Here is a 21,294-nt window from a genome sequence, read left to right on the forward strand (position 1 = left end):
AGGGGAAAGATCGCAGCCTCGTTGCACTCGACAGCTCCTACAACGCGCCCAGCGGGAGCAAGCTCCCTCGCCACAGGGATAGGGTGATCTTCATGGATTTGTTCAGCCCATTCAGTCCGCAATGAATGCAAACTAAATTGCCCTAGTACATTCATCACCACAATCCAGCCCTCTTAGACTGCGCCCAACACATCCGCTCGGGACGCAGTCATGACAGGGTTGCAGCTTCAGGATATCTACCGTGCTCGCCAGCGCATCGAGTCGCAGGTCAGGCGTACACCCATGGAGCATTCCCCGAGTTTGTCGCGGTTGATGGGCGTGGCGGTGTACCTCAAGCTTGAGGCCCTGCAAATCACCGGCAGCTTCAAGCTGCGCGGGGCGAGCAATGCAGTGGCGCAGCTCAGCGCCGAGCAAAAGGCCCGGGGCGTGGTCACGGCTTCGACCGGCAATCATGGTCGGGCACTGGCCCATGCCGCTTCGCAACAAGGCGTCAGGGCGATTGTCTGCCTGTCGAACCTGGTGCCGGCCAACAAAGTGCAGGCGATCCGCGACCTGGGCGCCGAGGTGTGCATCGTCGGCCAGTCCCAGGACGAGGCCCAGCGCGAGGCCGAGCGCATCGCCCGGGAGCAGGGCGCGACTTTTTTGCCGCCCTTCGATCATCCGGCGATTATCGCCGGGCAGGGCACCCTCGGCCTGGAGATCCTCGAGCAGCAACCGGAGGTGGCCCAGGTCCTGGTGCCGTTGTCCGGTGGCGGCCTGTTCGCCGGAGTTGCCCTGGCCCTCAAAAGTGCGAACCCAGCGATTCAAGTCCACGGCATCAGCATGGCCCGCGGTGCCGCGATGCACGCCAGCCTCGCGGCCGGGCAACCGGTGGACGTCGAAGAACTGCCGACGCTGGCCGACTCCCTCGGCGGCGGCATCGGCCTGGACAATCGCTACACCTTCGCCATGACCCGCCGACTGCGCGATGACGTGCACCTGCTTTCGGAAGCCTCTATCGCCAATGCCATCCGCCACGCCTATCACCACGAACGCCTGGTGCTCGAAGGCGCTGCCGTGGTGGGCATCGCGGCGCTGCTCGACGGCCTGGTCGAGCCACGCGGCCCCATTGTCCTGGTGGTCAGCGGGCGCAACGTCGACACCGCACACCATGCCCGCGTGATCGCTGGCGCCAACGCCTGATAACCCTAACGGAGCCAGTCATGAGTGAAGTCACCCTATTGAGCGAAGCCGACCTGCGCAGCTGCGTGGCCCTGGACCTGGCCAGCATCGACGCCATCGAACAGGCCTTCGTGCTCCTGGCCACCGCCGCCGTGGCGATGCCGCCGATCCTGCGGTTGGACATTCCCGAGCACAACGGTGAAGTGGATGTGAAGACCGCTTACCTGCCGGGCCTGGAGCGCTTCGCCATCAAGGTCAGCCCGGGTTTTTTCGATAACCCCAAGCTTGGCCTGCCCAGCCTCAACGGCATGATGATGTTGCTCTCGGCACGCACCGGCCTGCTGGAAGCCCTGCTGCTGGACAACGGTTACCTCACCGCCGTGCGCACCGCCGCGGCCGGGGCGGTGGCGGCGCGTTGCCTGTCCCGCGAGCAGAGCCGCAGCGTCGCGCTGATCGGTGCCGGCGAGCAGGCGGCGTTGCAACTTCAGGCACTGCGCCTGGTGCGACCCATCGACGAGGTGCGGGTCTGGGCGCGTGATGCGCAAAAGGCCGAGGCGTTCAGTCAGGAGCTGGCGCGTGACACTGGACTTGCCGTCACGCCATGCGCCTCCATTGACGATGCCCTGGAAGGCGTGGACATCGCCGTCACCTGCACACCCAGTCGCGAGCCGTTGATCCAAGCCCGCCATTTACATCCCGGCCTGCACATCACGGCGATGGGCTCGGACGCCGAACACAAGAACGAAATTTCCCCGCAAGCCCTGGCGGCCGTCGACTGTTATGTCGCCGATCGCCTGAGCCAGACCCGCGTGCTCGGGGAACTGCACCACGCCCTGGCGGCCGGTGCCGTTCGCGATGACCTGGCGTTGATGGAGTTGGGACAGGTGCTGGCGGGACAGCACCCCGGGCGTTCCGATGCCGCACAAGTGACGCTTTGCGACCTGACCGGCACCGGCGCCCAGGACACCGCCATCGCCAACCTGGCGTTCGAGCGGGCACGGGCGGCGGGCAAGGGGTTTGCGTTCGGCCGCTAGATCATTTTTCTCATGAGTCATTGAACAGAGGGCAGGTGGATGTCTGAGATCGTCGTCAATCTTCCGTTCCTGCGGGAGGAATACACCCAACGCCTGGCGAAGGTGCGCGCGGCCATGCAGGCCCAGGGCCTGGAGCTGCTGCTGGTCACCGATCCGTCGAACATGGCTTGGCTCACCGGCTATGACGGTTGGTCATTCTATGTGCACCAGTGCGTGCTGCTGGCGCTGGAGGGCGAACCCGTGTGGTTCGGTCGTGGCCAGGATGCCAACGGTGCAAAGCGCACGGTGTTCATGCAGGCCGATAACATCGTCGGCTACCCGGACATCTACGTGCAGTCCCGCGAGCGCCACCCCATGGACTACCTGTCCCGCGAGGTGATCATCGCCCGTGGCTGGGGCGCGCTGACCATTGGCGTGGAGATGGACAACTATTACTTCAGCGCCGCCGCTTACCTGTCGCTGCAAAAGCATTTGCCCCAGGCAAAACTGGTGGACGCGGTGGGCCTGGTGAACTGGCAGCGCGCGGTCAAGTCGCCCCAGGAAATCGCCTACATGCGCATCGCCGCGCGCATCGTCGAGAACATGCACAGCCGGATCCTGGAGCGCATCGAACCAGGCATGCGCAAGAACGAACTGGTGGCCGAGATCTACAGCTGCGGCATCCTCGGTGCCGACGGCCATGGCGGCGACTACCCGGCCATCGTGCCGCTGTTGCCCACCGGGGCCGACGCCAGTGCGCCGCACCTGACCTGGGACGATTCACCCTTCGAGGAGGGCGCCGGCACCTTCTTTGAAATCGCCGGTTGCTACAAGCGTTATCACTGCCCGCTGTCGCGCAGCATTTACCTGGGCAAGCCGCCGCAACATTTCCTCGACGGCGAAAAAGCCGTGGTCGAGGGTATCGCCGCCGGTCTGGACGCAGCCAAGCCGGGCAACACCACCGGCGATATCGCGGTGGCGTTTTTCAAGGTGCTGGAGAAATTCGGCATTCACAAGGACAGCCGTTGCGGCTACCCCATCGGGATCAGTTATCCGCCGGATTGGGGCGAGCGCACCATGAGCCTGCGCCCCGGCGACAACAGCGTGTTGCAGCCGGGCATGACCTTCCATTTCATGCCGGGGCTGTGGATGGACGATTGGGGCCTGGAAATCACCGAAAGCATCCTGATCACCGAGACCGGCGTCGAGGCGCTGTGCGACGTGCCTCGTCAATTGTTCGTGAAGGATTGAGCCATGCCCGATCTGCCTAATAATCCCATCAGCGCCACGGTCGACTTCACCCGCGAGGGTGTGCAGCACGGCTTTCTCAAGCTGCCGTATTCGCGGGACGATTCGGCCTGGGGCGCGGTGATGATTCCCATCACCGTGATCCAGCGCGGCAGCGGTCCGACGGCGCTGCTCAGCGGTGGCAACCACGGCGATGAATACGAAGGCCCGGTGGCCCTGAGCAAACTGGCACAGCAACTGACGGCTGAAGAGGTGAGCGGGCGGGTGATCATCGTGCCGTTCATGAACACCCCGGCCTTCCGCGCCGGACGCCGGACTTCGCCCATCGACAAGGGCAACCTGAACCGCAGTTTTCCCGGCAGGCCGGACGGCACCGTCACCGAGAAAATCGCCGACTATTTCAATCGCACGCTGCTGCCCTTGGCCGACATTGTCCTGGACATTCATTCCGGCGGGCGGACCCTGGATTTCCTGCCGTTTGCCGCCTGCCACGTCTTGCCGGACAAACCGCAGCAAGCGCGCTGCGAGGCCGGGATGCTGGCGTTCAACGCGCCGTATTGCATGCGCATGCTGGAGCTGGACGCCGGGGCGATGTACGACACGGCGGCCGAGTCCCAAGGCAAGGTGTTCGTCACCACCGAGCTGGGCGGCGGCGGTTCGTCGACCGCCCGTAGCGTGGCGATTGCCGAGCGTGGGGTGCGCAACCTGTTGATCCATGCCGGCATCCTGCGGGGCACGATCGAGTTGCAGCCCTCGCTGGTGCTCGACATGCCGGACGCCAGTTGTTTCATCGCCAGCGAACACGACGGCTTGCTGGAAATGTGCCGCGACCTGGGGGAACACGTGACACGGGGCGAGGTGGTGGCGCGCATCTACGACGCCACCCGCAGCGGCGTCGCCCCGGTCGAATACCGCGCCGCCCGCAGCGGCCTGCTGGCGGCCCGGCACTTTCCCGGGTTGGTGCAGTGTGGCGATACCTTGGCGGTGATTGCGGATGTGTTGGCGTGATACACCTCAACTGACACACCACCCTGTGGCGAGGGAGCTTGCTCCCGCTCGGCCCTGTAGGAGCTGGCGAAGCCTGCGATCTTTTGATCTTTCGCTTGAGACTCAAGCGTCAGGGGAAAGATCGCAGCCTCGTTGCACTCGACAGCTCCTACACAGCTCCTACAGGCCCAGCGGGAGCAAGCTCCCTCGCCACGGTAATCGGTGTGATGTCTGAATTGTCTGGAGAGTCCACGGCCCATGCACAAGCTCGATCGCTACGACCTCAAGATCCTGCAAATCCTCGCCGAGGACGGGCGGATTACCAAGTCGAGCCTGGCCGAGGCCATCAACCTGTCGGTGACGCCGGCCTGGGAGCGGGTGCGCAAGCTCGAAGCGGCGGGCCTGATCATCGGCTACCGGGCGCAGATCGATTGGGGCGCGGTGTTCAAGCGTCAGCAGGTGCTGGTGGAAATCACCCTGGCCCGCCACACCGCCCAGGACATGCGCCGTTTCGAGCAACGCATGATCGCCGCGCCAGAAGTGGCGTTCTGTTACGCCACGGGCGGCGGTGTGGATTACCTGGCGATGATCCAGGCGCCGGACGTCGATGCCTACCAGCGTTTCGTCGACCAACTGCTGCTCGAAGACCTCGGCATCGAACGCTACTTCACCTACATCGTCACCAAGATCATCAAGACCGCTGGTGCCTTGCCGGCGGAGTTGGCCGAGCCGTCCTGAGCACCGCAGAAAACCCGGTTTGCCGCCCTCGATTCAGAAAAAAACCAGGGTTTGACCCACGGTAAACCTCCAATTCCCCAAGCGCCGCTGCCCTAGCATGGATTCACGCACACGCTCTGGAGTGAACGTCATGCCTTACCAACATCCGCTGCTGTTCAAAGCGCTTTGCTACATCGACGGCCATTGGGTCCACAGCGACAGCGGCCACAGTGTGGCTGTCCACAACCCGGCCACCCGCACCGTCATTGGCCATGTGCCGATGCTCGATCAGCCGCAGATCGTCGCGGCGGTGGACGCTGCGCATCGCGCCTTCCCAACGTGGCGCGAGCAGAGCCTGGAGACTCGCGGCGCGATCCTGCGGCGCTGGGCGGCACTGATCGTCGAACACCGCGAAGACCTCGCGCACATTCTCAGCCTGGAGCAGGGCAAGCCATTGGCCGAGTCCCGTGGCGAAATCGCCTACGCTGCCAGCTTCATTCCGTGGTTCGCCGAGCAAGCCCGGCGCCTGTACGGTCAGAACATTCCGAGCCATATCCCGAATGCGCATCTGGGGACGGTCAAGGAGCCGGTAGGCGTCTGCGCGCTACTCACACCGTGGAATTTTCCGTCGGCGATGATCACCCGCAAGGCCGCCGCTGCCCTGGCTGCCGGCTGCACCGTGGTGATCAAACCGGCCCACGAAACGCCTTACTCGGCCTTGGCCCTGGCGCAGCTGGCCGAGGAGGCAGGCTTTCCTGCCGGGGTGTTCAACGTGGTATTGGGCGAGCCGCAAATGGCCATGGAAACCCTGGTCAAGGATCGTCGCGTACGTTCGGTGAGCTTCACCGGCTCGACCCGGGTCGGCAAGTTGGTGCTGCAAGCGGCGGCCCATGACGTGAAGAAAGTCGCGCTGGAATTGGGCGGCAACGCGCCGTTCATTGTCTGCGCCGATGCCGACCTCGCCTTGGCGGTGAAAGTCGCCGTGGAGGCGAAGTTCCAGACCTCGGGCCAGGACTGCTGTGCGGCTAACCGAATCATGGTGCAGCGCCCGGTGTACCAGGCGTTCCTCAGTCGTTTCGCCGCCGCGGTGCGCGCCTTGCGCGTCGGGCCGGCGATGGTTGATCAACAGGAGCAGGACGTGGACGTCGGGCCGTTGATGCATCAGGCGGCATTCGATGCGACCGCTGACCGTGTCGCCGATGCGCTGGCCCTTGGCGCTCAACGCCTGGTGGGCGGTGAGGCCCATGCCTTGGGCGGGTTGTTTTATCAGCCCACGGTGCTGGCCGACGTCACGCCGCCAATGCGCATCTACCGTGAAGAAAACTTCGCGCCGATTGCCGGGGTGATGCCGTTCGACACCCTGGACGAAGCCATCGAAATGGCCAACGACACCGAGTATGGGCTGGCGGCCTATATTTGTTCCAATCGCCTGGACCTCATTTATCCGCTGATCCGCCGTCTCGACCACGCCATGGTCGCGGTCAACGGCGTCAAGTTCACCGGCCACCCGATTCCCTTCGGTGGCATGAAAGCCTCGGGCCTCGGTCGCGAGGGGGGCAGCGAGGGCTTCGAGCCCTTTGTCGAAACCAAATATTTTTGCCTGCACCATCAAGGCCAGTTCCCAGGAGAGCCCGCATGAGCCAAGAACTCAACACGCTGTTCGAACAAGACCGTGCGCATTTCATGCACCCCTCTACCCACGCCCACGACCACGCCAGCGGCGCGCTCAAGGGCCGGATCATCAAGAGTGCGTCAGGCATTCGCATTCGCGACCATGAAGGCCGTGAGTTCATCGATGCCTTTGCCGGCCTCTACTGCGTGAACATCGGTTACGGCCGCACCGAGGTGGCCGACGCCATCTATAAACAGGCCAAGGAACTGGCCTACTACCACACCTACGTCGGCCATTCGAGCGAGGCGATCATCGAGCTGTCCAGTCGCATCATGGACTGGGCGCCGGAAGGGATGAAGAAGGTCTATTACGGTTTGTCCGGCTCCGATGCCAACGAAACCCAGGTCAAGTTGGTGCGCTACTACAACAACGTACTGGGCCGGCCGCTGAAGAAGAAAATCATTTCACGGGACCGTGGTTATCATGGCTCGGGCATCATGACCGGCAGCCTGACGGGGCTGGCGACCTTCCACCAGCATTTCGACCTGCCGGTCGAAGGGGTCAAGCACACCGTGTGCCCGCACTGGTATCGCAAGGCGCCGACGGGCATGGACGAAGCAACCTTCGTGCGGTATTGCGCCGACGAGCTGGAAAAAATGATCCTCGCTGAAGGTCCGGACACCGTGGCGGCGTTCATTGGTGAACCGCTGATGGGCACCGGGGGCATCATCGTTCCCCCCGCCGGTTATTGGGATGCGATCCAGGCCGTGCTGAAAAAATACGACGTACTGCTGATTGCCGATGAAGTGGTCTGCGCGTTCGGCCGCCTGGGTTCGAAGATGGGCAGCCAGCGCTACGGCATGAAGCCGGACCTGATTACCACCGCCAAAGGCCTGACCAGTGCCTATGCACCCTTGTCGGCGGTGATCATCGAGGAAAAGGTCTGGAGCGTGATTGAAAAAGCCTCCCAGGCCGAAGGGGCCATGGGCCATGGCTGGACCTATTCCGGGCACCCGATTTGCGCGGCGGCGGCACTGGCGAACCTCGACATTCTTGAACGCGAAAACCTCACGGCCAACGCCGAGGATGTGGGTGGCTACCTGAATCGTCGCCTGCGTGAAACCCTTGAAGGTCATCCGTTGGTGGGCGAGGTGCGTGGTGACGGCATGCTGGCAGCGGTGGAGTTCATGGCCGACCGTGAACAGCGCACGGCATTCGACCCGGCGCTCAAAGTCGGCCCGAAGGTCTCGGCCGCCTGCCTGGAACGCGGCATGATCGCCCGCGCCATGCCCCACGGCGACATCCTGGGCTTCGCCCCGCCACTGATCCTGACCCGCGAGGATGCGGACCTGATCGTCGACATCACTAAAGGTGCTGTCGATCAGGTGGCGGGTGAAGTGTTGGCTTAGGCTGAGTAAAAATACTTCAGGACAAAAATACCCTGTGGTGAGGGAGCTTGCTCCCGCTGGGCTGCGAAGCGGCCCCAAAACCAGGCAACTCGGTGTGCCAGGAAAATCGAGTTCGCTGCTATAAGGGCTGCTGCGCAGCCCAGCGGGAGCAAGCTCCCTCGCCACAATGGATCAGACATTGAAGTGAGTGGAATTTGAGGCAATAAAAAAGCCCGCCCGATCATGTGATCGGGCGGGCTTTTAGGTGTTGCCTGGAGATTACTTCTTCAAACCGTAATGCTCATCGAGCATGCCGGGCGAATTCGGGGCCTTGGGGGCGTAGTCCCGGGGCGGTTCCTGATCCTTTGGCGGGGTCAGGCGTTCCCGTGGCGTCTGTGCCGAATCGGCTTGCAGGGCGGCCAACAGGCGTTGGCGAGTCTGCTCGTCCAGGGCCAGGCGATTGGCACCCTCGGACAAGTGATCCTGGACTTCCTGGTAGCTCTGGGTGAGTTTTTTCACCAGGGACGCGGTGCTGTTGAAGTGAGTGACCACTTCATTCTGATAACTGTCGAAACGTTCCTGGATGTCGTCCAGCTGACGTTGCGTGCTGTTGGGCACCGCGTTGGGCAGCAGTCGGGCAAGCAGGAATCCAATGGCGACACCGGCAACCAGGGCAAGAGTCGGCAACAACCAAACTAAGAGCGAGTGTTCCACGAGTCCTTCCTCTATAAACGGCTTTGCTTTACGTTAACGGCTCGGACCTGCGCTGTATACCGCGAAGAACATCGCAATCATGCCAGGCACAGACTTTAGCTAGACGAGTCGACCCAATTCGAGGTCACGGAGTTCTTTCCCTTGCTTATGCGCGAAACCCCTGTAGTCATCGATGGCCCGGTGGGCCAACTGGAAGCCTTGTACCTGGACAGCGAGGCTCCCCGTGGCCTGGCGCTGATCTGCCACCCGAACCCGGTGCAGGGCGGGACCATGCTCAACAAAGTGGTCTCGACCCTGCAACGCACTGCCCGCGATGCTGGCCTGGTTACGTTGCGTTTCAATTATCGTGGCGTGGGTGCCAGTGCCGGTACTCATGACATGGGCACCGGCGAAGTGGACGACGCCCAGGCTGTCGCCCAATGGCTGCGGGAAAAATACCCGCAGTTACCCCTGACCCTGTTCGGTTTTTCCTTCGGCGGCTTTGTCGCCGCCAGCCTGGGCGGGCGCCTGGAAGCCCAGGGTCAGCCGGTCAAGCACTTGTTCATGGTGGCCCCGGCGGTGATGCGCCTGGACGAGCAGTCGACCTTGCCGATGAGCGGCCAGTTGAGCGTGATCCAGCCGGAAACCGACGAAGTCGTCGATCCGCAGCTGGTTTACGAATGGTCTGACACGCTCCAACGTCCCCATGAGCTGCTGAAAGTGGCAGAATGCGGACACTTTTTTCATGGCAAGCTGACCGATCTCAAGGATCTGATCCTGCCGCGCCTCTCGAATTGACAGCAGTCTGACAAGCGATAACCCATGACGACGCGTACCCGTATCCTGACCGGCATCACCACCACCGGCACTCCGCACCTGGGCAACTATGCCGGCGCCATCCGTCCGGCGATCCTCGCCAGCCGCGACAGCAACGCCGATTCGTTCTACTTCCTGGCCGACTACCACGCCCTGATCAAGTGCGATGACCCGCTGCGTATCCAGCGTTCGCGCCTGGAAATCGCCGCTACATGGCTGGCCGGCGGCCTGGATGTGGACCGCGTGACGTTCTATCGCCAGTCCGATATTCCCGAGATCCCGGAGCTGACCTGGCTGCTGACCTGCGTCGCCGCCAAGGGCCTGCTCAACCGTGCCCACGCCTACAAGGCGTCGGTGGACAAGAACGTCGAGGCCGGCGAAGACCCGGACGCCGGCATCACCATGGGGCTGTACAGCTACCCGGTGTTGATGGCCGCTGACATCCTGATGTTCAACGCCCACAAGGTGCCGGTCGGTCGCGACCAGATCCAGCACGTGGAGATGGCCCGCGACATCGGCCAGCGCTTCAACCACCTGTTCGGCCAGGGCAAGGAGTTCTTCACCATGCCCGAGGCGCTGATCGAGGAAAGCGTCGCCACGCTGCCGGGCCTCGATGGCCGCAAGATGTCCAAGAGCTACGACAACACCATCCCGTTGTTCAGCAGCGCCAAGGACATGAAGGACGCAATCTCGCGGATCGTCACCGACTCCCGCGCCCCGGGCGAAGCCAAGGATCCGGACAATTCGCATCTGTTCACCCTGTTCCAGGCCTTCGCCACTGCCGAACAGTCCGCCGAGTTCCGCAGCGAACTGCTGCACGGGCTGGGTTGGGGCGAAGCCAAGAACCGCCTGTTCCAGTTGCTCGACAGCGAGCTGGGTGAAGCGCGCGAGCGTTATCACCAGTTCATCGAGCGTCCGGCGGACCTTGAAGACATCCTGCAACTGGGCGCGAAAAAAGCCCGGGCCGTGGCAACGCCGTTCCTCAACGAACTGCGCGAGGCCGTTGGCTTGCGTTCGTTTGTCAGCCAGGTCCAGGTGGCCGCCAGCACCAAGAAGAAAGCCGCCAAGGCAGCACGCTTCGTCAGTTTCCGCGAAGACGACGGCAGTTTCCGTTTCCGCCTGCTGTCCGCCGACGGCGAGCAGCTGTTGCTGTCGAACAATTTTGCCGACGGCAAGACCGCCGGGCAGGTGACAAAGCAATTGCAGTCCGGCCAGCCCTTGGACGTACGCAGCGACGACCTGGGTTTCAGTGTCTGGCTCGACGGCGAGTGCGTGGCGAATAGCCCGGCCTTTGCTGACAGCGCCGCGCGGGATGCCGCCGTCGATGCGCTGCGCGTTGCCTTGACGCCTGCCCAGGACTGATCCCGGCACGTCACCCGACCATCGGCCCGAATAAGGGCCGATTGCCATTCCTCTGGGCCGTCGCTACAGTGACGGCCCGTTTTTGTTGCCTTGCTAACGAATATGACGCCCCTAGAACGATATCAAGCTGATCTGAAACGCCCGGAGTTCTTCCACGACGCAGCCCAGGAAACGGCGGTGCGGCATTTGCAGCGCCTGTACGACGACCTGGTCGCGGCAGCGAACAACAAGCCCGGCCTGTTGGGCAAACTGTTCGGCAAAAAAGACCAGGCTCCGGTCAAGGGCCTGTATTTCTGGGGTGGCGTGGGCCGTGGCAAGACCTACCTGGTGGACACCTTCTTCGAAGCGTTGCCGTTCAAGGAGAAGACACGGACGCACTTTCACCGCTTCATGAAGCGCGTGCACGAGGAAATGAAGACCCTGGGCGGCGAGAAGAACCCGCTGACCATCATCGCCAAGCGTTTTTCCGACGAGACCCGGGTGATCTGCTTCGATGAGTTCTTCGTTTCCGACATCACCGACGCCATGATCCTCGGCACCTTGATGGAAGAGCTGTTCAAGAACGGCGTGACCCTGGTCGCCACCTCGAACATCGTGCCGGACGGCCTGTACAAGGACGGCCTGCAGCGGGCACGTTTCCTGCCGGCCATCGCGCTGATCAAGGAACACACTGAAATCGTCAACGTCGACAGCGGCGTCGACTACCGCCTGCGTCACCTCGAACAAGCGGAGCTGTTCCACTTTCCGTTGGATGCCGCTGCCCAGGAGAGCCTGCGCAAGAGCTTCCGCGCCCTGACGCCGGAATGCACCCAGGCCGTGGAAAATGATGTGTTGGTCATCGAAAATCGCGAAATCCGCGCCGTGCGTACGTGCGATGACGTGGCCTGGTTCGACTTCCGCGAACTGTGCGATGGCCCCCGCAGCCAGAACGACTACATCGAACTGGGCAAGATCTTCCACGCCGTGCTGCTGAGCAATGTCGAGCAGATGAGCGTCACCACCGACGACATCGCCCGTCGCTTCATCAACATGGTCGACGAGTTCTACGACCGTAACGTGAAGCTGATCATTTCAGCCGAAGTCGAACTCAAGGACCTCTACACCGGCGGTCGCTTGACCTTCGAATTCCAGCGGACCTTGAGTCGCTTGCTGGAGATGCAGTCCCACGAATTCCTGGCGCGGGCGCATAAGCCGTAGGGATATTCGCAACACCAAAAAAGGCCTGCGATTGCGGGCCTTTTTTGTATGTGCAGATTCCCCACTTAACCCCTGTGGGAGCGAGCCTGCTCGCGATGGCGGTGTGTCAGCCAGCACAAATATCGGCTGATAAGCCGCCATCGCGAGCAAGCTCGCTCCCACAGTGGATCGTTGCCAAGTCCTCGGGCTACGCCGCCTGCTGAAACTGCTGCCGATACTGGTTCGGCGACAGGTCGGTATGTTGCCGGAACAGCCGGGCGAAAAAGCTCGCGTCGTCGTAGCCGACTTCATAGCTGATGGTCTTGATGCTCTTGCGGCTGCCGGAGAGCAGGCCCTTGGCGGTTTCGATCCGCAGCCGTTGCAGGTAATGCAGCGGTTTGTCGCCCGTGGCGGTCTGGAAGCGGCGCATGAAATTGCGGATGCTCATGCCATGTTCCCGGGCAACGTCCTCGAAGCGGAATTTATCGGCGAAGTGCTCTTCGAGCCATTGCTGGATCTGCAGGATGATCACGTCCTGGTGCAGTTTCTGCCCGCCGAAGCCGATCCGCCCTGGTGAATAGCTGCGTTGCACCTCATACAAGATGTCCCGCGCCACGGCCTGGGCGACGTTGGCGCCACAGAAGCGTTCAATGAGGTAAATGTAGAGATCGCAGGCTGAGGTCGTGCCGCCGGCGCAGAACAGGTTGTCGGCGTCGGTCAGGTGCTTGTCCTGGTTCAGGTATACCTGGGGGAAGCGTTCCTTGAAGGCATTGAAGAAACGCCAGTAGGTGGTGGCTTCCTTGCCGTCGAGCAGCCCGGCCTCAGCCAGCCAGAACACCCCGGTGGCTTCGCCGCAGAGTACCGCTCCGCGCGCGTGTTGTTCGCGCAGCCAAGGCAGGACCTGGGGATAACGTTGGCAGAGGGTGGCGAAATCATCCCAGAAGGCCGGCAGGATGATGACATCGGTGTTTTCCAGGCCACCGTCCACCGGCATGATCACATCGCTGAAGCTGTTCACCGGTTTGCCATCGGGGCTGACCAGCCGGGTTTCAAAGGCCGGCGTCAGGCCGTGGCCCAGTTGTTTGCCATAGCGCAGGCTGGCCAGGTGGAAAAAATCCTTGGCTTGCATGAGGGTGGAGGCGAAGACCCGGTCGATTGCCAGGATGCTGACGCGCCGCAAGGGCGTGGAGGCGTGCATAGACATAATTCATCTTTATTTTTATAGGGGAAAGTGGTCATCAGACGGCTGGATCGTCTTATTTTTTGTCGGATGTGTCCAGTGTCCTGTCGTACCCCGCAGGCTTAGGCTCTGTCGGATAACCACGCCCGACAATAACCAAAGGTGCGCCATGATCCCAAGAACACTGTTCAGTCCCGAGCACGAATTGTTTCGCGACAGCGTACGAACCTTCCTTGAAAAAGAAGCGGTGCCGTACCACAGCCAGTGGGAAAAACAGGGACATGTCGATCGCCAGCTCTGGAACAAGGCAGGGGAGGCGGGCGTGTTGTGCTCGCACCTCCCGGAAGCCTATGGGGGGCTGGACGCAGATTTTCTCTACAGTACGGTGGTGATCGAGGAGATCGGCCGCCTGGGGCTGACGGGGATCGGGTTTTCGTTGCATTCCGACATCGTCGCACCGTACATCCTGCATTACGGCAGCGAAGCGCTGAAACACAAGTACCTGCCGAAGCTGGTGTCTGGCGAAATGGTTACGGCCATCGCCATGACCGAGCCGGGCGCCGGTTCCGACCTGCAAGGGGTGAAGACCACGGCGGTGCTGGACGGTGATGAATATGTCATCAATGGCTCGAAGACCTTCATCACCAACGGCTTCCTGGCAGACCTGGTGATCGTGGTCGCCAAGACCGATCCGAAGGCCGGCGCCAAGGGCACCAGCCTGTTCCTGGTGGAGGCGGGTACACCGGGCTTTGAAAAGGGCAAGCGCCTGGAAAAAGTCGGCATGAAGGCCCAGGACACATCGGAATTGTTCTTCCAGGATGTCCGTGTGCCAAAGGAGAACCTGCTCGGGCAGGCCGGCATGGGCTTCGCCTACTTGATGCAGGAGCTACCCCAGGAGCGCCTGACCGTCGCCATAGGCGGCCTGGCGTCGGCCGAAGCGGCGCTGCAATGGACCCTGGACTACACCCGCGAGCGCAAGGCGTTCGGCAAATCCATCGCGGACTTCCAGAACACCCGTTTCAAGCTCGCGGAAATGGCCACCGAAATCCAGATCGGCCGGGTCTTCGTCGACCGCTGCCTGGAATTGCACCTGCAAGGGAAGCTGGACGTGCCGACGGCGGCGATGGCCAAGTACTGGGGCACCGACCTGCAATGCAAGGTGCTCGACGAATGCGTGCAGTTGCATGGCGGCTACGGCTTCATGTGGGAATACCCGATTGCCCGGGCGTGGGCGGATGCGCGGGTGCAGCGGATCTATGCCGGGACCAATGAGATCATGAAGGAGATCATTGCGCGGTCGCTTTGATGCAGTGGTGAGCTTGGGTCCGCTATCGCGAGCAAGCTCGCTCCCACATGGATTCGTGTTTGATCGCTATTTTGTGATCAGCATCGAACCCCTGTGGGAGCGAGCTTGCTCGCGATGGGGGCTATGAATCAATCAAGGCGCCGGGTTCGGCTGATCCTTGTGAATCGCCTCGATCCCCGTCAGCACTTCATCCGACAGTTTCAGGTCGAGGCTGGCGATGTTGCTGTCCAGTTGCTCCAGCGTGGTGGCGCCAATGATGTTGCTGGTCACGAACGGCTGCCGGGTGACGAACGCCAGGGCCATCTGCGCCGGGTCCAGGCCATGTTCGCGGGCCAGGGCCACATAACGGCTGCACGCCGCTTCCGATTGCGGGTTGAAGTAACGCATGAAGCGGCTGTACAGCGTCAGGCGGCCCTTGGCTGGCCGTGCGCCGTTTTCGTATTTGCCCGACAGAAAGCCGAACGCCAGTGGCGAGTAAGCCAGCAGGCCGCATTGCTCGCGAATGGCGATTTCCGACAGGCCTATCTCGAAGCTGCGGTTGAGCAGGTTGTACGGGTTCTGGATCGACACCGCCCGCGGCCAGCCACGGGCCTCGGCCAGGGCAAGGAACTTCATGGTGCCCCACGGCGTTTCGTTGGACAGGCCGATGTGGCGGATCTTGCCGGCGCGAACCTGTTCGTCCAGGGCTTCGAGGGTTTCCTCCAGCGGGGTGAACGTTTCGTCGGCCTTGTGCTGGTAGCCCAGTTGACCAAAGAAGTTGGTGCTGCGCTCGGGCCAATGCAGCTGGTAGAGATCGATCCAGTCGGTCTGCAGGCGCTTGAGGCTGGCGTCCACGGCTTCGACGATGTGGCGGCGGTTGTGCTTGAGGTTCTTGTCGCGGATGTAGTCGATGGTGTTGCCGGGGCCGGCGATCTTGCTCGCCAGGATCCAGTCGGCACGATCGCCGCGACTCTTGAAATAATTGCCGATGTAACGCTCGGTGGTGGCGTAGGTTTCGGCCTTGGGTGGCACCGGGTACATCTCGGCGGTGTCGATGAAATTGATGCCGGCAGCCTTGGCGCGTTCGATCTGGGCGAAGGCCTCGGCCTCGCTGTTCTGCTCACCCCAGGTCATGGTTCCGAGGCACAGGGCACTCACGTTCAGGTCGGTACGGCCTAGCGGGCGATAGTCCATCGGGTACTCCTTGGGCAAAACAATCATAAAAGCAGGTTGAAATATTTTTCGCAATCTGCATAATTGCGCACCTCTTTCTGCAGTGGAAGTGATGCGCCGCCGCCGAAGAATCTTGCCGTTGAACGGACGCGCCGACCCGAGCCCCCGAAAGCGTCTGTATCCGGCTGCCTTTGACTTGTCAAAGTACGCACTATTCAGTAAGATCCGCCGTCTAATTTACAGGGCGGCCCCTGAGGCTATAAAGAATGAAAACTTTTACTGCTAAACCGGAAACAGTAAAGCGCGACTGGTTTGTCGTCGACGCTGCTGGTCAGACCCTGGGTCGTCTGGCCACCGAAATCGCGAGCCGTCTGCGTGGCAAGCACAAGCCTGAGTACACCCCTCACGTTGACACCGGTGACTACATCGTCGTGATCAACGCTGAGCAAGTACGTGTTACTGGCGCTAAAACCACTGACAAAATGTACTACTCCCACTCCGGTTTTCCTGGCGGCATCAAGTCGATCAACTTCGAAAAGCTGATCGCCAAAGCCCCTGAGCGCGTGCTCGAGACCGCGGTTAAAGGCATGCTGCCTAAAAACCCACTGGGTCGCGACATGTATCGTAAGCTGAAGGTTTATGCGGGCGCTGCTCACCCTCATACTGCTCAGCAGCCCCAAGAACTGAAGTTTTAACGGAATAGTTCATTATGTCGGCGACTCAAAATTACGGCACTGGCCGTCGCAAGACTGCAACCGCACGCGTTTTCCTGCGTCCGGGCACTGGTAACATCTCCATCAACAACCGCTCCCTGGATAACTTCTTCGGCCGCGAAACTGCCCGCATGGTAGTTCGTCAGCCGCTGGAACTGACCGAGACCGTCGAAAAATTCGACATCTACGTCACCGTTATCGGTGGTGGTGTAAGTGGTCAAGCTGGCGCAATCCGCCACGGTATCACTCGCGCCCTGATGGATTACGACGAGACTCTGCGTGGTGCTCTGCGCAAAGCCGGCTTCGTAACTCGCGATGCTCGCGAAGTTGAACGTAAGAAAGTCGGTCTGCGTAAAGCGCGTAAGCGTCCGCAGTACTCGAAGCGTTAATTTCGCTTCCGCTTTCAAAAGGCGCCCAGTTCCTCACGGAGCTGGGCGTTTTTTTATGGGCAAAAGAATTGCTCTGTGACAACTTGCCACATTCGTAGAGCCCCTATACTACAAGGCTTGGCGGTTTGGCCGCTTGGTAATTACCTTGTCAGAATTGGGGCTTTTCATTACCATTCGGCAAAATTTTTATAAGTTCAGATTTTTACTTAGTAGACGCCTGATCTAACAGGCCACAAAGCTGATGGGAGAGGACTGAATGAGCAATGACGGCGTGAATGCAGGCCGGCGTCGCTTCCTGGTAGCAGCCACATCCGTGGTGGGTGCTGCAGGAGCGGTGGGGGCTGCGGTCCCGTTCGTGGGGTCATGGTTTCCCAGTGCCAAGGCGAAAGCCGCAGGTGCACCGGTGAAAGTGAATGTCAGCAAGATCGAGCCAGGCCAGCAGATGATTGCTGAGTGGCGCGGCCAGCCGGTGTTCATCGTCCGCCGTACAGAGGAAATCCTGGGGAATCTGAAAAAGATCGAGGGTCAGTTGTCCGACCCGTCCTCCAAGAACTCGGTCCAACCGGAATACGTCAATCCTGAAACGCGTTCGATCAAGCCAGAGGTTTTGCTGCTGATCGGGATCTGTACGCACCTGGGTTGCTCGCCAACGTTCCGTCCTGAAGTGGCCCCTGCCGATCTGGGCAAGGACTGGGTCGGTGGTTATTTCTGCCCTTGCCACGGCTCCCACTACGACCTGGCTGGTCGCGTCTACAAGTCGCAGCCTGCACCTCTGAACCTGCCAGTTCCCCCGCATTCCTATGAGACCGACGACATCATTGTCATCGGCGTCGATACGGAGAAAGCGTGATGAGCAAATTCATGGATTGGGTTGATGCGCGCTTTCCCGCGACCAAAATGTGGGAAGACCATCTCAGCAAGTATTACGCTCCGAAGAACTTCAACTTCTTCTACTTCTTTGGCTCCCTGGCGCTGCTCGTTCTGGTCAACCAGATCGTTACCGGCGTCTGGCTGACCATGAGCTACACCCCGTCGGCGGAAGAAGCGTTTGCTTCCGTCGAATACATCATGCGCGACGTCGAGTACGGCTCGATCCTGCGTCTGCTGCACTCCACCGGCGCTTCGGCGTTCTTCATCGTGGTCTACCTGCACATGTTCCGTGGCCTGCTCTACGGTTCGTACCAGAAGCCTCGTGAGCTGGTGTGGGTCTTCGGCATGCTGATCTACCTGGCGCTGATGGCCGAGGCCTTCATGGGCTACCTGCTGCCGTGGGGCCAGATGTCCTACTGGGGTGCCCAGGTGATCATCTCGCTGTTCGGTGCGATCCCGGTCATCGGTGACGACCTGACCCAGTGGATTCGTGGTGACTACCTGATCTCGGGCATTACCCTGAACCGCTTCTTCGCCCTGCACGTGGTCGCCCTGCCGATCGTGATCCTCGGCCTGGTGGTGTTGCACATCCTGGCCTTGCACGAAGTCGGCTCGAACAACCCGGATGGCGTGGACATCAAGAAGCACAAGGACGAGAACGGCGTACCGCTGGATGGCATCGCCTTCCACCCGTACTACACCGTGAAAGATATCGTCGGCGTGGTGGTCTTCCTGTTCATCTTCTGCTCCATCGTGTTCTTCTTCCCGGAAATGGGTGGTTACTTCCTAGAGAAGCCGAACTTCGAGCAGGCGAACGCGTTCAAGACCCCTGAGCACATTGCTCCGGTCTGGTACTTCACACCGTTCTACGCGATTTTGCGGGCGATCCCGGACAAGCTGATGGGCGTTATCGCCATGGGCGCGGCCATCGCAGTGCTGTTCGTCCTGCCGTGGCTGGACCGCAGCCCCGTCAAGTCGATGCGCTACAAAGGCTGGCTGAGCAAAATCTGGCTCGTGGTGTTCTGCATCTCGTTCGTGATCCTGGGCGTGCTGGGCGTACTGGCCCCGACACCGGAGCGTACGTTGCTGTCGCAGGTTTGCACCTTCCTGTACTTCGCCTACTTCATTCTGATGCCGTTCTACACCAGGCTCGAGAAGACCAAACCGGTTCCGGAAAGGGTGACTGGCTGATGAAAAAGCTATTTGCTGTACTGATTCTTGCTGCTATGCCTGTACTGTCCTTCGCGGCTGAACACGGTGGTCCGGAGCTGGAAAAAGTCGACATCGACGTTTCCGACAAAGCTGCCATGCAGGACGGCGCACGTACGTTTGCGAACTACTGCATGGGTTGCCACAGTGCCAAGTTCCAGCGCTACGAGCGTGTTGCCGATGACCTGGGCATTCCTCATGAAACGATGCTCGAGAAGTTGGTGTTCACCGGTGCCAAGCTGGGCGATCACATGACCGTCGGTATGCAACCTGCGGATGCCAAGACCTGGTTCGGCGCCGCGCCGCCGGATCTGACCCTGGTTGCTCGTGTGCGTGGGACTGACTGGCTTTATGGTTACCTGCGTTCGTTCTACGAAGATCCTGCACGTCCATGGGGCGTGAACAACAAGGTCTTCCCGAACGTCGGCATGCCTAACGTACTGGTCGGCCTCCAGGGGCGCCAGGTGGTAGGCTGCAAACAGATTCAGATCGTTGAGGGCGGCAAAAAGCAATTCGATCCGCTGACCGGCACCGCTTTGACTCATGAAGCCTGCGACCAGCTGACTGTATTGCCGAACACCGGCAGCCTGACGCCGGAGCAGTTCGACGAGAAGGTCAAGAACCTTGTGACCTTCCTGGCCTACTCGGCCAACCCGGTGAAGCTGGAGCATCAGCGCATCGGTACCTATGTATTGCTGTACCTGGCGTTCTTCTTCGTATTCGCTTACCTGCTCAAGCGTGAATACTGGAAAGACGTGCATTGATAAAGCTGTAAGCCGTTGCTGTTAATCGTGCGCGCCCAAGGGCGTCTCTAATGTAACGAGCCTGGCCAGCCAGGTGTTACGGGAGACGCCCTCTGGGCGCGCTCGTTTTTCCGTTTTTCGATAATTTCAACAAGCGAGGAGGATCGCCATGGGCGTGACCAATCGGTTGGCCTGTTACTCCGACCCCGCCGACCACTATTCCCACCGGGTACGCATCGTACTGGCAGAGAAGGGTGTCAGCGCCGAGATCATTTACGTCGAAGCGGGCCGTCAGCCGCCGAAGCTGATCGAGGTGAACCCTTACGGTAGCCTGCCCACACTGGTCGATCGTGACCTGGCGTTGTGGGAGTCGACCGTGGTGATGGAATATCTGGATGAGCGTTATCCGCATCCACCTTTACTGCCGGTGTACCCTGTCGCGCGTGCCAACAGCCGTTTGCTGATCCATCGCATCCAGCGTGACTGGTGCGGGTTGGTGGATCTGATCCTGGATTCTCGGACCAAGGAGCCGGCGCGGGTCGTGGCACGCAAGGAATTGCGTGAAAGCCTGACAGGCGTATCGCCACTGTTCGTCGATAAGCCGTTTTTCCTCAGTGAGGAACAAAGTCTGGTGGATTGCTGCCTATTGCCCATACTCTGGCGTTTGCCGATTCTGGGTATCGAACTGCCGCGGCCGGCCAAGCCGCTGCTTGATTATATGGAGCGCCAATTCGCGCGTGAGGCTTTCCAGGCGAGTCTGTCTGGCGTCGAACGTGACATGCGCTAAGGCTTAGGGAGCCGCTATGAACTCCAGTCGACCTTATCTGGTCCGCGCGCTCTACGAGTGGATTGTGGACAACGATTGCACCCCGCACATGCTGGTCAACGCCGAGTTTCCGTCGGTGCAGGTGCCGCAGGGTTTTGCCAATGACGGGCAAATTGTCTTGAACGTGTCGCCAGCCGCAGTGCGTCACCTGCACATGGATAACGACGCCGTCAGCTTCGAAGGGCGCTTCGGTGGCGTGCCGCACACTTTGTACGTGCCTATTGCTGCGATCCTGGGGATTTATGCTCGGGAGAATGGCCAGGGCATGGTGTTTGAGCTGGAAGCGCCGATTGATGGCGAAGAAGAGTTCGAGCCGGATGATGACTTGCCGCCACCGGATGACGAGCCGCCGCGTCCTAGCGGTCGGCCTAGTCTGAAAGTGGTGAAGTAGGTAGATCTGTGCCAGATACAGGCTGTTTGAAAGCTTGGTGACTTGGTTAAGAAAATGCCCGTGTCGTGAGATGTGGGCATTTTTTTTTGTGTCATGGTTGGTGTGTATATCCGTTGCTGCGGTAACGGCCGCTTTGGGTTCCGCCCTGACGGCGGGTCACTTTCGAAAAGCGCGAAAGTAACCAAAGCGCTTTTGCCCCACCACTTGGTGCCTCGCCTAGGCTCGGCATGCCCTCACTCCGGCATTGCTCCGTGGGCCCGCCGCGAAGGGCCATCCATGGCCCAGCGCGGCTATCCCGGCATCCATGCCGGGATGCCCACTCCACAATGCCTGCGTTCGGCC

At 60.9% G+C, this 21,294-nt stretch carries 21 protein-coding genes; 18 read left to right on the forward strand and 3 right to left on the reverse strand.

Annotated elements, in window-relative coordinates; all coding sequences use genetic code 11:
- The first annotated feature begins 210 nt into the window (after positions 1-210).
- From eutB to AB4Z20_RS10970, 7 genes are all read left to right on the forward strand, one after another.
- Complete coding sequence (gene eutB / locus AB4Z20_RS10940; protein ID WP_258689310.1) at positions 211-1,182, forward strand: hydroxyectoine utilization dehydratase EutB; 972 nt, start codon at positions 211-213, stop codon at positions 1,180-1,182.
- A 20-nt stretch (positions 1,183-1,202) separates the two neighbouring features.
- Positions 1,203-2,195, forward strand: coding sequence for a cyclodeaminase (locus AB4Z20_RS10945; RefSeq protein ID WP_442089874.1), 993 nt, complete (start codon positions 1,203-1,205; stop codon positions 2,193-2,195).
- A 39-nt stretch (positions 2,196-2,234) separates the two neighbouring features.
- The gene (doeA, locus tag AB4Z20_RS10950; protein WP_442089875.1) at positions 2,235-3,425 is read left to right on the forward strand and encodes an ectoine hydrolase DoeA; all 1,191 of its coding nucleotides are present in this window, start codon (positions 2,235-2,237) and stop codon (positions 3,423-3,425) included.
- A 3-nt stretch (positions 3,426-3,428) separates the two neighbouring features.
- Complete coding sequence (doeB, locus tag AB4Z20_RS10955) at positions 3,429-4,430, forward strand: N(2)-acetyl-L-2,4-diaminobutanoate deacetylase DoeB (protein WP_320389412.1); 1,002 nt, start codon at positions 3,429-3,431, stop codon at positions 4,428-4,430.
- Between the two features lie 237 nt (positions 4,431-4,667).
- The gene (locus AB4Z20_RS10960) at positions 4,668-5,147 is read left to right on the forward strand and encodes an Lrp/AsnC family transcriptional regulator (RefSeq protein WP_024616385.1); all 480 of its coding nucleotides are present in this window, start codon (positions 4,668-4,670) and stop codon (positions 5,145-5,147) included.
- A 130-nt stretch (positions 5,148-5,277) separates the two neighbouring features.
- Positions 5,278-6,765 (forward strand): NAD-dependent succinate-semialdehyde dehydrogenase, encoded by a 1,488-nt coding sequence (locus tag AB4Z20_RS10965; RefSeq protein WP_253477927.1) that lies wholly within the window; start codon positions 5,278-5,280, stop codon positions 6,763-6,765.
- Entirely contained in the window at positions 6,762-8,147 is a 1,386-nt protein-coding gene (locus AB4Z20_RS10970) for an aspartate aminotransferase family protein (protein ID WP_442089876.1), read from the forward strand. Before AB4Z20_RS10965 ends, AB4Z20_RS10970 begins: the two co-directional genes overlap by 4 nt.
- 258 nt (positions 8,148-8,405) lie before the next feature.
- On the opposite strand, the gene AB4Z20_RS10975 is transcribed toward AB4Z20_RS10970, so the two are convergent.
- Positions 8,406-8,840 carry a YhcB family protein gene (locus tag AB4Z20_RS10975; RefSeq protein ID WP_014340085.1) on the reverse strand — a complete coding sequence of 145 codons (435 nt, stop codon included), beginning with the start codon at positions 8,838-8,840 and terminating at the stop codon, positions 8,406-8,408.
- 147 nt (positions 8,841-8,987) lie between these two features.
- On the opposite strand from AB4Z20_RS10975, the gene AB4Z20_RS10980 reads away from it, so the two are divergent.
- The 3 genes from AB4Z20_RS10980 (at position 8,988) to zapE (ending at position 12,194) form a co-directional block, all read left to right on the forward strand.
- Positions 8,988-9,617 carry an alpha/beta hydrolase gene (locus AB4Z20_RS10980; protein ID WP_253478669.1) on the forward strand — a complete coding sequence of 210 codons (630 nt, stop codon included), beginning with the start codon at positions 8,988-8,990 and terminating at the stop codon, positions 9,615-9,617.
- Between the two features lie 24 nt (positions 9,618-9,641).
- Complete coding sequence (locus AB4Z20_RS10985; protein WP_214513013.1) at positions 9,642-10,997, forward strand: tryptophan--tRNA ligase; 1,356 nt, start codon at positions 9,642-9,644, stop codon at positions 10,995-10,997.
- Positions 10,998-11,099: 102 nt separating this feature from the next.
- Entirely contained in the window at positions 11,100-12,194 is a 1,095-nt protein-coding gene (gene zapE / locus AB4Z20_RS10990; RefSeq protein WP_041476132.1) for a cell division protein ZapE, read from the forward strand.
- A 187-nt stretch (positions 12,195-12,381) separates the two neighbouring features.
- Here the strand turns inward: zapE and AB4Z20_RS10995 are convergent, their stop codons facing one another.
- Positions 12,382-13,278, reverse strand: a complete 897-nt coding sequence (locus tag AB4Z20_RS10995; RefSeq protein WP_172681420.1) for a GlxA family transcriptional regulator — start codon at positions 13,276-13,278, stop codon at positions 12,382-12,384.
- Between the two features lie 244 nt (positions 13,279-13,522).
- On the opposite strand from AB4Z20_RS10995, the gene AB4Z20_RS11000 reads away from it, so the two are divergent.
- A complete protein-coding gene (locus AB4Z20_RS11000) occupies positions 13,523-14,659 on the forward strand; it encodes an acyl-CoA dehydrogenase family protein (protein ID WP_442089877.1) in 1,137 nt (378 codons plus the stop codon).
- A gap of 132 nt (positions 14,660-14,791) precedes the next feature.
- On the opposite strand, the gene AB4Z20_RS11005 is transcribed toward AB4Z20_RS11000, so the two are convergent.
- Positions 14,792-15,832: an NADP(H)-dependent aldo-keto reductase gene (locus tag AB4Z20_RS11005; protein WP_442089878.1), complete on the reverse strand. Its 1,041-nt coding sequence runs from the start codon at positions 15,830-15,832 to the stop codon at positions 14,792-14,794.
- A 245-nt stretch (positions 15,833-16,077) separates the two neighbouring features.
- On the opposite strand from AB4Z20_RS11005, the gene rplM reads away from it, so the two are divergent.
- From rplM to AB4Z20_RS11040, 7 genes are all read left to right on the forward strand, one after another.
- A complete protein-coding gene (gene rplM / locus AB4Z20_RS11010) occupies positions 16,078-16,506 on the forward strand; it encodes a 50S ribosomal protein L13 (RefSeq protein ID WP_003178186.1) in 429 nt (142 codons plus the stop codon).
- A gap of 14 nt (positions 16,507-16,520) precedes the next feature.
- The gene (rpsI, locus tag AB4Z20_RS11015; protein ID WP_003205364.1) at positions 16,521-16,913 is read left to right on the forward strand and encodes a 30S ribosomal protein S9; all 393 of its coding nucleotides are present in this window, start codon (positions 16,521-16,523) and stop codon (positions 16,911-16,913) included.
- A gap of 256 nt (positions 16,914-17,169) precedes the next feature.
- Entirely contained in the window at positions 17,170-17,763 is a 594-nt protein-coding gene (petA, locus tag AB4Z20_RS11020) for a ubiquinol-cytochrome c reductase iron-sulfur subunit (RefSeq protein ID WP_003205363.1), read from the forward strand.
- Positions 17,763-18,974 (forward strand): cytochrome b, encoded by a 1,212-nt coding sequence (locus AB4Z20_RS11025; RefSeq protein ID WP_003205362.1) that lies wholly within the window; start codon positions 17,763-17,765, stop codon positions 18,972-18,974. The genes petA and AB4Z20_RS11025 overlap by 1 nt, the downstream gene beginning before the upstream one ends.
- The gene (locus tag AB4Z20_RS11030) at positions 18,974-19,756 is read left to right on the forward strand and encodes a cytochrome c1 (RefSeq protein ID WP_253477913.1); all 783 of its coding nucleotides are present in this window, start codon (positions 18,974-18,976) and stop codon (positions 19,754-19,756) included. Before AB4Z20_RS11025 ends, AB4Z20_RS11030 begins: the two co-directional genes overlap by 1 nt.
- Positions 19,757-19,904: 148 nt before the next feature.
- Positions 19,905-20,522, forward strand: coding sequence for a glutathione S-transferase N-terminal domain-containing protein (locus AB4Z20_RS11035; RefSeq protein ID WP_003178195.1), 618 nt, complete (start codon positions 19,905-19,907; stop codon positions 20,520-20,522).
- A gap of 16 nt (positions 20,523-20,538) precedes the next feature.
- A complete protein-coding gene (locus AB4Z20_RS11040; RefSeq protein ID WP_018604290.1) occupies positions 20,539-20,952 on the forward strand; it encodes a ClpXP protease specificity-enhancing factor in 414 nt (137 codons plus the stop codon).
- The last annotated feature ends 342 nt before the right edge of the window (positions 20,953-21,294 follow it).

The organism is Pseudomonas sp. KB_12, assembly GCF_052114545.1.
GTDB lineage: Bacteria > Pseudomonadota > Gammaproteobacteria > Pseudomonadales > Pseudomonadaceae > Aquipseudomonas > Aquipseudomonas brassicacearum.